This window comes from Acinetobacter sp. SAAs474 (assembly GCF_032823475.1).
In the GTDB taxonomy this organism is placed as follows: Bacteria; Pseudomonadota; Gammaproteobacteria; order Pseudomonadales; family Moraxellaceae; genus Acinetobacter.
This window is the reverse complement of sequence record NZ_CP127915.1, coordinates 2,641,477-2,654,661: the sequence shown is the minus strand read 5'-3', so window position 1 is coordinate 2,654,661 and position 13,185 is coordinate 2,641,477. Positions and strand designations below refer to the sequence as shown.

Below are 13,185 nucleotides of genomic sequence, written 5' to 3'. Positions count from 1 at the left end.
TAATCAATAACAGATAATGGGGAAAAAATATGACGATTGCATTGGCAGAAAAAATAAGTACAGCATGCTTAAAAGAGCACTATGATTTAGCATTAGATGATGTTCGTGAGCTTAATCAAGCTTTACATGATCCACAGTTGACCAGCAATATTCAAGATTGGGTCATTACTCACCCAGCGGGACAGCATAATATTGCGGTTGGTATTCATGCCGCGATCAATGTCACGATTGAAGGGCATGCTGGTTACTACTGTGCTGGTATGAATCAACAAGCAGATATTGTGGTACATGGTAATGTGGGCGTGGGTGTTGCAGAAAATATGATGTCTGGTTCAGTTCGTGTCAAAGGTAATGCATCACAAGCAGCAGGGGCCACTGCACATGGTGGTTTACTGGTGATCGATGGAGATGCTGGTGCACGTTGCGGCATTTCAATGAAAGGTGTTGACATTGTTGTTGGCGGTAGTATTGGCCATATGAGTTGTTTTATGGGGCAAGCAGGACGTTTGGTGGTATGTGGTGATGCAGGAGATGCATTAGGTGATTCTTTATATGAAACACGTATTTATGTAAAAGGTCATGTTAAATCTTTAGGTTCTGATTGTATTGAGAAAGAAATGCGCGCTGAGCATTTAGCTGAACTAGCAGAGTTGCTTGAAAAAGCTGGATTTGATGAGGATCCAACATGTTTTAAACGTTATGGTTCGGCACGTCAGCTATATAACTTCAAAGTTGATAATGCATCTGCTTACTAGCCTTTTTAGCTTTTCATGGAGAATTTAGATATGACTCAAACAACTCAAGAATTTGAACCAGTATTACGTGAATCTGCTACATTTGATCGTTTAACGATTCAAGAAATTCAGCGTGCTGCTGCAACTGGAATTTATGATATTCGCGGTGGTGGTACCAAACGTAAAGTACCACATTTTGATGATTTATTATTGCTCGGTGCCAGTATGTCACGCTATCCCTTAGAAGGCTATCGTGAAAAATGTGGTACAGATGTCGTCTTGGGGAATCGTTTTGCTAAAAAACCGATTCATCTCAAGATTCCAGTCACCATTGCAGGGATGAGTTTTGGTGCATTATCTGCCAATGCCAAAGAAGCTTTAGGCCGTGGCGCTTCAATGGTTGGGACGTCTACAACCACCGGTGATGGTGGTATGACACCAGAAGAGCGTGGTCATTCACAGACTTTAATTTATCAGTATCTTCCATCTCGTTACGGAATGAATCCAGATGATTTACGTAAAGCAGATGCGATTGAAATTGTGTTAGGGCAAGGTGCCAAACCAGGCGGTGGTGGCATGCTACTGGGGATGAAGGTAACAGAGCGCGTCGCAGGAATGCGAACCTTACCTGTAGGGGTAGATCAGCGTAGTGCCTGCCGTCATCCCGATTGGACTGGACCAGATGATTTGGCGATTAAAATTGCGGAGTTACGTGAAATTACTGATTGGGAAAAACCAATTTATGTCAAAATTGGTGCGAGTCGTCCTTACTACGATGTCAAACTTGCAGTTAAAGCGGGTGCAGATGTGATTGTATTGGATGGTATGCAAGGAGGAACAGCTGCAACTCAGGAAGTATTTATTGAGCATGTTGGAATTCCTATCTTACCTGCGATTCCACAAGCCGTGCAGGCTTTGCAAGAAATGGGTATGCATCGTAAAGTTCAATTGATTGTCTCAGGCGGTATTCGTACTGGTGCAGATGTTGCAAAAGCGATGGCCCTGGGAGCAGATGCCGTTGCAATTGGTACAGCAGCATTAATTGCACTGGGTGATAATCACCCAAGATTAGATGCCGAATTAAAGGCGATAGGGTCGGCTGCAGGTTATTATGATGATTGGCAAAATGGCCGTGATCCAGCTGGGATTACCACGCAGGATCCTGAACTTTCCCAACGCTTAGATCCTGTAGAGGGAGGTCGTCATTTAGCCAATTATTTACGTGTATTGGTGCTCGAAGCACAAACGATGGCGCGTGCCTGTGGTAAATCACATTTACACCATCTTGATCCAGAAGATTTGGTGGCATTGAATGTTGAAGCTGCAGCGATGGCTCGTGTCCCGCTTGCAGGAACCAATTGGGTACCAGGTCAAGTACAATACTAAAATTTTGACCATCATGATGTAAATGATGTCAGACCATGGTGCATGTTAGTATTGCAATTGGCATCATATCATCGATGCATATGATGATTTTTATTTAGCTTGAGCAAAAACTCCCACTGACAGTGTGGTGGGAGACATGACAGAATAGTGTAAAGCAGAATGCTTAAATCGATCATAGATGTGATGTGGTATTTCGAAACAGAATTTTTATCTGGCAAAATAAAATGCATTAAAAAAATATAGCAATATCGCAAATATTTAAAAATAAGTATTGAATATGATGATGCTATACGGGCTATTCTAGTCATTTAATGAGATGATATTCTTTTGTGCATTTTTTGAATAAAATATTTATAAATTTGATGGTGACTAGGGTGTGTCCTCATTTAGATTTACACCAAATGAACATGCAGGCGATATAAATCATAGACTGATAATTACGTGCGAGTTTATCAAATCGAGTTGCTATTGCACGGAAGTGTTTTAATCTTGCAAAGGCATTCTCAACTAAATGTCTTAAGCGATATAAGTACTTATCAAAATCAGGATTGAATTTCTTACTATTTGATCTTAATGGAATAATAGGTATCATTTTTCGATTTCTAGCTGACTTCCTGATATGTTCAGAATCATATTACTCTATATCTGCTTATCTATGCTTATGTTATTGTATGGGATGTCAAAATTCTAATCTATGACATGCTGAGCATACCAAGTCGCAGAGCAAAATATGTTCAAATCACCATTCATACAGATATAAGTGATGGCATTGGATGGTGATTTTGTCACCTAATAACAGATTAGGCATAGCAGTTGGTTGCGGTGTCATCTATTTAAAAAATCACATTTTTTTCACTTTATATTCTCTAATATCAGCAAAATAGCAGTATGGTGATCAATGATTTAATTATTATTGATCGTTTAAATCATGGACTATTTTCGCCAATCTGATTTTTATTACATACTATGAGAGGCATCTAGAGACATTAACTATGCAGTCGACAACTCAACATACAATAGAGAATTTATCACGTATTATTGAAATGGCATGGGAAGATCGTACACCTTTTGAAGCGATTGAAGACGAGTTTGGTTTAAATGAATCTGCCGTAGTTCGCTTGATGCGTCAACATTTAAAACCAAGTAGTTTTAAACTGTGGCGTCAACGTATGGCAGGACGAAAAACCAAGCATCTGCAATTACGTTCACCTGATGTAAACCGAGCGTATTGTTCACGGCAATATAAACGTTTTTAATGATCACGCATATGACGCTGAGAGATTTTTCCTTGACGTTTACAATGCTCAGAACAATATTTAATTTCTTCCCAGCAACGGTGCCATTTTTTACGCCATAAAAAAGGGCGCTTACAGTGTACACATATTTTTTCAGGTAGATGCTGTTTTTTTGTCATTTATAGCTCATCAATATGCTGGAGAAGGTATTGGGCATGGGTGCTGATCTCATCGAGATCTTGACGTTGATCAAGTTGACGATAGATCATCTTCATTCGTGGATGCGTTCGAAATATCGCTTGATGCTGGATTAAAAAATACCAATATAGGCTATTGAATGGACAACTGTCTGTTGCGGTACGTGTTTTGACATTGTAGTGACACGATGCGCAGTAATTTGACATTTTATCAATATAATTGCCTGAGGCAATATAGGGTTTACTGGCCATGATGCCACCATCTGCATACATCACCATGCCAATGGTATTTGGCAGTTCTACCCATTGATAAGCATCGGCATAGACAGCAAGATACCATTGGCTAAGCGCTTGTGGATTGACTCCTGTTAATAATGCAAAATTACCCGTTACCATCAGGCGTTGAATATGATGTGCATAGGCATGTTGAAATGTATTGCGAAAACATTCTGCCATACATGTCATTTTGGTTTGGCCAGTCCAATAAAATTGCGGTAATTTTGCTTGTGCATTGAGGAAATTTTGTGTGGCATATTGCGGCATATATAACCAGTAAATCCCACGAACATATTCGCGCCAGCCAAGAATTTGCCGAATAAAACCTTCTACTGCATTTAATGGTGCGCGACCTTGATAATATGCCGTCTCAGCCGCATCACAGACCTCTTTGGCCAATAACAAGCCGCAATTGAGATAGGGGGATAATGCACTATGAAATAAGATATCTGCATCTATTGCCATGGCATCTTGATAGTCACCAAAATAAGCCAAATGATGCTCGATAAAATAGTGAAGAGCATCTAATGCATGATCTCGTGTGGTCGCCCAGTCAAACTGCTCAAGTTGACCGATATGGTGTGGGAAGTGATGTTTGACTAAAGCAATGACATCAAGATCAATCTGATCACGTTTAAATTTTAGCCTTGCTATTAAAGGCGGAGTACCAGACCAAGCTTTACGGTTAACATGATCATAATTCCATTGCTGACCAATCGGTTGTCCATCTTGCATTAAATAGCCCGTTTTTTTACGCAGATGACGATAAAAATATTCCATGCGCCGTTGTGAATAAGATTGAGCCCAAGATTGGAATTGTCTGGGAGTACAAAAAAAGCGTGTATCGTCAAGACATTGTATCGACAGTTGTAATTGCTGTGGCCAATATTGTACGATTTCTTGTTGTAATCGATATTCACCGCAGTGGGTAAACACTAATTGAGTTGCATGATAGCGTTGTTGTTGTAATTGTACAAAATCAAGCAACTTTTTAATTAAATGATTGGATGCAAAGCAATGATAATGTATACGCCAACCCTGTGCTTTAAGGGCTTTGGCAAAGTGGCGCATAGCACTAAAAATGAGTGCAATTTTTTGTGGATGATGTGCAACATAGGTTGCTTCTTCTAATACTTCAGCCATTAAAATAATATCATGATCACGATCTAATGCTTGTAGTGTTGCCAATGAATGGCTGAGTTGATCTCCTAAAATTAAACCAAAACGCATCCGCCATATCCGTTATAGAAATCATCATCATTATTCTTGCATATTCAATTTTTTGTGAAATCATCCCCGTTGCTATTTTAAATTGACCATGTCGTATATCTGGTTTAGTACCAAGAGTTATTTTGACTAATTTTACCACCATAAAAGATGTGAAAATTATGTGATTTCTGATAAAAAAAGACCAATTATTAAAGTTGTAATTCACTTTTACTGCGCATAATATGCGCTTAAGATGATTAAAAGTAAGCTACTGAGTTTGGTGATTTCTTTTTTATAATCCCATATATCCTGCTATGTGGGATTTTTTTTATCTTGGATTTATGATCATGTATGTAACAGCATATCTATTTAAACAGCAGCAATTGTTGGTTAATCCTCATTTTCAATTGCCAAGTGTTCCGCAGCAGCAACAGGATTTAATTGTATCAGTTACAAGTGATGTGATTGCACGTGACGTGCAAGATCACGATGTCAGCCATATGGTGGCTCAAGGTTATCAATGGCTAGATCTACGCCAATTGGTACAAATATGGCATGTAGAACAATTTAAACAAGCCAGTCGCGCATTACAATTATTAGAGTGGCAACGTAATTATAAATTTTGTAGCCGCTGCGCACATCCTGTACAACTGCTATTAACACAATACGTCATGTGTTGTAGTGCTTGTGGTTATCGTTATTATCCACGTGTGAATCCTTGTGTCATTACCTTAATTACACGTGGTCAAGATGAAATTTTATTGGCAAAGAATGCACGAACTAAAACTCAAATGTATAGTCTTATTGCCGGTTTTGTCGAAGTAGGAGAAAATGTTGAAGAGGCTGTACACCGTGAAACTTTTGAGGAAGTTGGTTTGCAAATTAAGAATCTTCAATATTTTGCCAGTCAATCTTGGCCTTTTCCCAGTAATTTGATGTTGGCTTTTCGGGCCGAATATGCAGCAGGCGATATTCAGCTTCAAGCAAAAGAGTTGAGTGATGCACAATTCTTTAAGTTAGACCAGTTACCAGAGTTACCCTTTTCAGGCAGTATTGCACATCGGATGATTATGGATTGGATTCAGAGGATGAAAAATCAATGCAATCAATTTAAGTAGATTGACAACGGAGAACAATTGCTCAGCTAGGCCAATATATTGATGGGTAATTGACGTTTTGTTCACATTCTGCTGTGTTATGGTCAATGCTCATTTGTGAAGGATTAAATCCATGTCATCACGATTTTTATTCAGCACCATGCTGGCGATCACCAGCTTAAGTTTATCTTGGCATAGCCAAGCACAAAATACTGCTGTTGTTGCACCTCAAGCGGTCAATCAGATTGATATTGAGCGTTATGCTGGAAAATGGTATGAAATTGCACATTTACCCATGTATTTTCAGCGCCACTGCGTTTCTCATACCACTGCACAATATCAGCTGAATGCCGATAAAACCATCGGCGTGATTAATCGTTGCCGTGATAAAAATGGTGAAATGATGACTGCTGAGGGTGTTGCTGTTTCGCAAAATGCAGGTAACAGTAAGCTTAAGGTCAGCTTTTTACCTAAAGGTTTAAGATGGATTCCTTTTACGCGTGGTGATTACTGGATTTTACGTATTGATCCTGAGTATAAAGTTGCGCTGATTGGTGGACCTAGTGATAAATATTTATGGATATTATCGCGTGAACCACAGTTAGATGAAAAAACCTATCAGTCTTATTTAAATACTGCAAAACACTACGGTTATGATGTCACTAAACTGGTAAAATCATCACATTAAGCCAAATTCCTTGGCTTAATGATCTCTTGTACTGAATGTTTAATCATCATGTTTTAAGTTCACATAAAATTCATATCTAACTGATTAAACTCATTAAACAGAGTAAAGATGATCTTAATCTGAGGATGAGTTTATGTTTAAAAATATACTACGTTGGATCGATAGTTGGTCTGGCGTAGAGTCACAACATACACCAACAGTTGAAAATACCCAGATTCAGTGGCTCAGGATTTTACCTTTTATTGTGCTGCATATTGCTTGTGTTGCTGTATTTTGGGTTGGGGTTTCCTGGTTTGCTGTTGGCTTTATGCTGTGTTTTTATTTAATCCGAATGTTTGCAATTACTGCTTTTTTTCATCGTTACTTATCACATAAAACTTTTCAAACTTCTCGTATTGTGCAGTTTATCTTTGTATTGATTGGTACCATGAGTGCGCAGCGTGGTCCTTTATGGTGGGCTGCACATCATCGTTATCATCATCGCTATACTGAGACCGAACATGATCCACATGCATCTACACGTGGCTTTTATTATAGTCATATTGGGTGGTTTCTGAACGATTATAACTTTGCTACTCGTAAAGCAGTGATTAAAGATTGGCTTAAGTATCCTGAGTTAATTTGGCTAGATCGTTTTAGTTTGATTGTTGTGCTATTGACCGCGGTGTTGATTTATGGCTTGGGTGAATATTTAGCAGTGACTTGGCCACAACTAGCAACCTCTGGTGCACAGTTATTGGTCTGGGGATTTGTCATTTCTACCGTATTATTAATACATGCAACCTTATGTATTAATTCATTGGCACATCATTATGGTCATCGTGATTTTGATACCAAAGATCATAGTCGGAATAATTTGTTTTTATCTGTGATTACTTTAGGTGAGGGTTGGCATAATAATCATCATTATTATGCGGGTAGTGCGCGACAAGGTTTTTATTGGTGGCAAATTGATATGACCTATTACGGATTAAAGCTGATGTCTTGGTTGGGTTTGGTCTGGGGGATTAAACCTATCCCCGCACGTGTTTATCAAGTCAGCAAAATTGCACGAGCAAAACAACAGAAGAAAGCCAGAAAGTTGAAACAATATTGTATTAAATCAAAGGAGTTACTATGAAAATTGCAATTATTGGTTCAGGGATTTCGGGTTTATATGCCGCGTGGAAATTAAGCCAAGTCCATGAAGTTACACTCTTTGAAAAAAATCATTATTTCGGTGGCCATACCGATACGCATCAACTGACTATTGATGGGGATCATATTGCAGTAGACAGTGGTTTTATTGTATTTAACGCCTATAACTATCCATTATTTTCTGACATGCTAGATCAGCTAGGTGTGACGACACAAAGCAGCGATATGAGTTTTTCAGTCAACAATCAGGTTTCACAGTTACAGTATAATCCTTCGCAAAAATTTTCTTTATTACTGAGACCACAAAATTTTTTAAAAGCTGATTTTCGTCGTATGTTGGCAGATTTATTACGGTTTTATGCAACTAATAAAGAAATTGATGTCACAGAACTTAATGCTGATTTGACCATTGAGCAATATCTGGATCAGCAAGGATATTCTCAGGCATTTCGTCAAGAGCATTTATACCCGATGTGTGGTGCATTGTGGTCTTGTCCTGTAACGCAGGTAGGGCAAATTCCTTATAAATTTGTGATTCATTTTTTCCAGCATCACCGTATGCTGCAGCTTAAAGATCGCCCTTTATGGCAAACGGTTAAAGGTGGTTCAGCAAGTTATGTACGTGCATTACAGCAACAGTCAAAAAATATTGATTTTCAATATACGGCTGTTCATGCTGTTACACGTACATCCAAAGGTGTACAGCTTGAAACTGCACAAGGAACAATGAATTTTGATTGGGTTGTATTGGCGTGTCATGCCGATGACAGTTTAAAATTGCTACAAGATCCATCTACGCTTGAGCAGGATATTTTACAGCAGTTTCGCTATCAAGATAATACCATGGTGGTGCATTCAGATTGCAGTATTATGCCAAAATCCAAACGACAATGGGCCAGTTGGCATGTTCATGTAACCGCAAAACAGCACCAGCAACAAACACCATTTCAGCAAAATGGCATTCATTATGGCTTTACATATTGGATGAATCGTCTACAAAACCTGCCATGTAAAACACAAGTCTTTGCCACTTTAAATCCAAATATGGTGATTGATCCTAAAAAAATATGGGTCCAACGTCAATATCGTCATCCGATATTTGATGCTGCCGCGATTGGTGCACAGCAGCGTTGGTCGGAAATTAATCAGCAACGCAATACGTCATATTGTGGTGCATACTGGGGTTGGGGCTTTCATGAAGATGGTGCACGAAGTGCTTCTTGGGTGGTTGAACAATTACTTCAATTATCCAACTAGCTGATTGAGGATACGAATATGGCTATTTATCCACTTGCAATTGCATCGGCACATATTCGTCATCGACGTTATCTGCCTCAGTCGCACCGCTTTAACACCACATTAAGTTACTTATGGTTTGATCCAGATCAACTAGCAACATTTACTCAACAATGTGTATTGTGGTCGAATCGAGGCTGGAATGTGATTGGCTTAGATCCCCAAGATTTTTTAATTATGCACAGGGGCACCATTAGAGAAAAAGTGGCTGATTTACTGCTGCAACAACAACATTACCATTTATCTGCTACTGAAACTATTCGTGTTTTAGCCTTACCACGAAGCTGTGGCTTTAGATTTAACTCGGTGGTGTTTTATGTCATTTTTGATCTAGATCAGCAACCTGTTTTTATTCTGAGTGAAATTACCAATACACCTTGGAAAGAACGAAAAGTCTATATTCATGATTGCCGAAAAATAGGCATTCAATATGGACCTTATAAAACCTATCAATTTGACTTTAAGAAAGATTTTCATATTTCTCCATTTATGCCGATGGCTTTAGATTATCGTTGGCGATTTAGTTTTTCTGAGCAATATTATGTGATTCATATGCAATTATTTGAGCAAGATGTATTGCAATTTGATGCCACAATGAAGTTTTCCCTGCAGGCAATCACATTTCCTTCACAGCAGTATCGTTATGCTGTATGTAAAGTAATTGAGCCTTTTAGGATGGTCGCTGGTATTTATATGAATGCATTACGATTATGGAAAAAGAAAGTTCCATTTTATCGTCATCCTCAGAAAGATAAAGGAAATAAAGGTTGATGAAAAAACAGCTTGAGAATGTGGCATTACCCATCGTGTTACGTCACTTGTTAAAACTACGTCATGGTCAATTCATTTTCCAAGGTATTTGGCAAGGCCAGTTTGGTGAAGCTGATGATTTGGTGGCTGTGATTGAAGTGCATGATATTCGATTAATGGATTTATTATTGCGTAATGGCGTGTTAGGTGCTGCAGAAGCATTTATTCGTGGTTATTGGCATAGTGATGATTTGGTTAATGTTATTCGTATTTTGGCACGTAATCGCGATGTACTTGATCGTATTAATCAGAATGCGATCGTAAAGACCAGCCAGCTTGTTTTAAAGGCGTGGTATAAGTCACGTCAAAATTCAATTGCAGGAAGTCGTAAAAATATTGCTGAGCATTATGATTTAAGTAATGATTTTTTTAAATTGTTTCTTGATCAGAGCATGATGTATTCCAGTGCAGTATTTCAAAACCCTCATATGGATCTAGAACAGGCATCTGAATATAAAAAAGAGCTGATCTGTCAAAAGCTTCAATTACGTCCTTTAGATCATGTGGTAGAAATTGGTAGTGGCTGGGGTGGATTTGCCATTTATGCTGCACAGCATTATGGTTGTAAAGTGACCACAATTACCATTTCTGAAGCACAATATCATGAAGCACAAGCACGTATCACCGCAGCAGGATTGTCTCATCGTGTAGATGTACAGTTAAAAGATTATCGTTTATTGCAAGGTCAATACGATAAACTGGTTTCGATTGAGATGATTGAAGCGGTGGGTGAACAGTATTTATCAACTTATTTTACAAAGTGTTATCAATTGCTTAAGCCGAATGGTTTAGCACTTATTCAAGCGATTACTATTGAAGATGCGCGTTATAGCAAGGCATTAAATACCGTAGATTATATTAAGCGCTATATTTTCCCAGGCAGCTTTATTCCGTGTATTAGTGTGATGACCAAGGCAGCTTCTGAGCAAAAATTACGTCTTAAGCACTTAGAGGATATTGGTCAAAGTTATGCACAAACCCTACATTATTGGCGTGAACGTTTTTTAGCGCAACATGATCAGGTATTGGCACTCGGCTTTGATATGTCATTTATACGGATGTGGGACTTTTATCTATGTTATTGCGAGGGTGGTTTTCGTGAAGGCGTGATTAGTGATGTACAGCTGTTATTTGAAGCCAGTGCTTATTAAATCACATTGATCGATCAAAGGTTGAGTATATACCTATGTTCTTGTCCTTATTTTTGATAAATCTGCTGCTGATGTTGATCGCATGGCTGATCGTGACCTATAACCACAGGGCAGGATTAGTCGATGTGATGTGGAGCTGCTGTATTGCCTGTAATGTGATTTGGGCAGCATATTTAAGTAGCAGTGCACCATTATTGATTCGTCTATTTATTGGTTTAGGCAGTAGTTTTTGGTTTATACGTTTAAGCTGGCATTTGTTACGTCGTTATCTCAGTGAAACACAAGAAGATACGCGTTATGCCAATATGCGCCGTGCAATGGGTCGTTATCAGCATTGGGGATTTTTGGCATTTTTTATCTTTCAAGCAGGATTAGCGATTTTATTTTCTTATCCGATGCTCACGTTACTGAGTTTCAATGAAACACAATGGCAGAATTGGATGCCTATAACGCTGATGATTGCAGTTTTGATTCTGTTGTTGGCTTTAGTGGGTGAAACTGTTGCAGATCAACAGTTGTATCGCTTTAAGCGAAATCCATCCAATCAAGCCAAAACTTTAGATCAAGGATTATGGCGATATTCACGTCATCCGAATTATTTTTTTGAATGGTTACATTGGTTTTCTTACCCTATATTAGCACTTGCTGCGGATGTCTATAGCCTGTGGTTATATCCTGTTTTGATGTGGTTATTCTTATATTACATTACCGGTATTCCTTTTAGCGAACAGCAGGCATTACAGCATCGTGCTGATAATTATGCAGCCTATCAGCAACGAACCTCCATGTTTTTTCCATGGCCACCGAAAAAAAAGAGTAAATAAATATGGATTCTATGATTCAACGTTCCTTAGAACTTATCGAAAGTGGCAAGATTCCTGATATTGCTATTCGTGCAGGTATTCGTACACTGAGTAAAAAGCGTTTAACTGAAGAAGGCCGTTTTGATCCTCAACGTGCTGCACAGCGTTATATGGAAGTTTTAAATTTATTGCAAAACAGTGCGATTGCGATTGAAACAGATAAAGCCAATCAGCAGCATTATGAATTACCAACCGCATTTTTTCAGGCCGTACTGGGCAAACGTTTAAAATATAGTGCGAGTTTTTTTCAGCATGCAGATACGACGCTAGATCAGGCAGAGGAAGCGACCCTTGCGGCTTATTGTCAGCGTGCACAGTTACAGGATGGACAAGACATTCTTGAAATTGGCTGTGGCTGGGGATCTTTGAGCCTGTATATGGCAGAGCATTACCCACAGGCACGTATTACGGTAGTCTCAAACTCGATAACGCAGCGTCAGTATATTGAACAACAAGCAGTACTTAAAAACCTGACAAATCTTAAAGTGATCACTTGTGATATCAATGTATTAGAATTGCCAATAGCCAGTTTTGATCGTGTTGTTTCGGTAGAAATGTTTGAACACGTACGGAATTATCAGCAACTGTTCCATAAAATTAAGCAATGGCTAAAACCAGATGGTCTATTATGGTGTCATATTTTTTGTCATCGTTTTTTACACTATCCATTTGAAATTAAAAATCAATTTGACTGGATGTCAAAATATTTTTTTAGTGGCGGTTTAATGCCATCGGCATCAACCTTGTTACACTTTCAGCAAGATTTACAATTACAACAGCATTGGCAATGGGCTGGCACACACTATCAACGTACTGCTAATGCTTGGCTAGAAAATATGGATCGCCAGAAAGAGAGATTGCAGCCATTATTTGTACAGACCTATGGTCAGGATGCTGCGATCTGGTGGCAACGTTGGCGAATTTTCTTTATGGCTTGTGCCGAGTTATTTGGTTATGATCATGGGCAAGAATGGGTGATTGGTCATTTTATATTTAAGCCAGTTCATCCTTGAGTAAATATCAATTAAGTTCATATTGATGATCCATAACATATCAGCATGATGATAATTAGCTTAGATAGGATCATCCACCATTTAAGCTGAGAT

13 protein-coding genes and 1 pseudogene are annotated in these 13,185 nt (G+C 38.7%); 11 read left to right on the top strand and 3 right to left on the bottom strand.

All coding sequences use genetic code 11. The features are described 5' to 3' along the window. Window positions 1-29: 29 nt before the first annotated feature. The gene (locus QSG86_RS13380; RefSeq protein ID WP_317031959.1) at window positions 30-755 is read left to right on the top strand and encodes a protein glxC; all 726 of its coding nucleotides are present in this window, start codon (window positions 30-32) and stop codon (window positions 753-755) included. Between the two features lie 30 nt (window positions 756-785). Next, window positions 786-2,120 carry an FMN-binding glutamate synthase family protein gene (locus tag QSG86_RS13375; protein ID WP_317031958.1) on the top strand — a complete coding sequence of 445 codons (1,335 nt, stop codon included), beginning with the start codon at window positions 786-788 and terminating at the stop codon, window positions 2,118-2,120. Between the two features lie 382 nt (window positions 2,121-2,502). Here the strand turns inward: QSG86_RS13375 and QSG86_RS13370 are convergent. After that, a pseudogene (locus tag QSG86_RS13370) lies at window positions 2,503-2,754 on the bottom strand (transposase); the annotation flags it as partial. A gap of 358 nt (window positions 2,755-3,112) precedes the next feature. Here QSG86_RS13370 and QSG86_RS13365 point away from each other — a divergent pair. Then, complete coding sequence (locus tag QSG86_RS13365; RefSeq protein WP_317031957.1) at window positions 3,113-3,376, top strand: TIGR03643 family protein; 264 nt, start codon at window positions 3,113-3,115, stop codon at window positions 3,374-3,376. Here the strand turns inward: QSG86_RS13365 and QSG86_RS13360 are convergent. After that, window positions 3,373-3,534: a DUF2256 domain-containing protein gene (locus QSG86_RS13360; protein WP_317031956.1), complete on the bottom strand. Its 162-nt coding sequence runs from the start codon at window positions 3,532-3,534 to the stop codon at window positions 3,373-3,375. The two genes, QSG86_RS13365 and QSG86_RS13360, sit on opposite strands and share 4 nt — an antisense overlap. Then, window positions 3,535-5,058, bottom strand: coding sequence for a cryptochrome/photolyase family protein (locus QSG86_RS13355; RefSeq protein WP_317031955.1), 1,524 nt, complete (start codon window positions 5,056-5,058; stop codon window positions 3,535-3,537). A 320-nt stretch (window positions 5,059-5,378) separates the two neighbouring features. On the opposite strand from QSG86_RS13355, the gene nudC reads away from it, so the two are divergent. From nudC to QSG86_RS13315, 8 genes are all read left to right on the top strand, one after another. After that, a complete protein-coding gene (gene nudC, locus QSG86_RS13350) occupies window positions 5,379-6,155 on the top strand; it encodes an NAD(+) diphosphatase (RefSeq protein ID WP_317031954.1) in 777 nt (258 codons plus the stop codon). Between the two features lie 112 nt (window positions 6,156-6,267). Continuing rightward, complete coding sequence (locus QSG86_RS13345; protein ID WP_317031953.1) at window positions 6,268-6,822, top strand: lipocalin family protein; 555 nt, start codon at window positions 6,268-6,270, stop codon at window positions 6,820-6,822. 133 nt (window positions 6,823-6,955) lie between these two features. Further along, on the top strand, window positions 6,956-7,942 hold the full coding sequence (locus tag QSG86_RS13340) for an acyl-CoA desaturase (protein WP_317031952.1): 987 nt from the start codon (window positions 6,956-6,958) through the stop codon (window positions 7,940-7,942). Further along, window positions 7,939-9,216, top strand: a complete 1,278-nt coding sequence (locus QSG86_RS13335) for an NAD(P)/FAD-dependent oxidoreductase (protein WP_317031951.1) — start codon at window positions 7,939-7,941, stop codon at window positions 9,214-9,216. Before QSG86_RS13340 ends, QSG86_RS13335 begins: the two co-directional genes overlap by 4 nt. Before the next feature lie 18 nt (window positions 9,217-9,234). Continuing rightward, a complete protein-coding gene (locus QSG86_RS13330) occupies window positions 9,235-10,026 on the top strand; it encodes a DUF1365 domain-containing protein (protein WP_317031950.1) in 792 nt (263 codons plus the stop codon). Further along, entirely contained in the window at window positions 10,026-11,216 is a 1,191-nt protein-coding gene (locus QSG86_RS13325; RefSeq protein WP_317031949.1) for a cyclopropane-fatty-acyl-phospholipid synthase family protein, read from the top strand. The genes QSG86_RS13330 and QSG86_RS13325 overlap by 1 nt, the downstream gene beginning before the upstream one ends. 35 nt (window positions 11,217-11,251) lie before the next feature. Beyond that, on the top strand, window positions 11,252-12,040 hold the full coding sequence (locus tag QSG86_RS13320; protein WP_317031948.1) for a DUF1295 domain-containing protein: 789 nt from the start codon (window positions 11,252-11,254) through the stop codon (window positions 12,038-12,040). Window positions 12,041-12,042: 2 nt separating this feature from the next. Then, a complete protein-coding gene (locus QSG86_RS13315; RefSeq protein WP_317031947.1) occupies window positions 12,043-13,092 on the top strand; it encodes a cyclopropane-fatty-acyl-phospholipid synthase family protein in 1,050 nt (349 codons plus the stop codon). The last annotated feature ends 93 nt before the right edge of the window (window positions 13,093-13,185 follow it).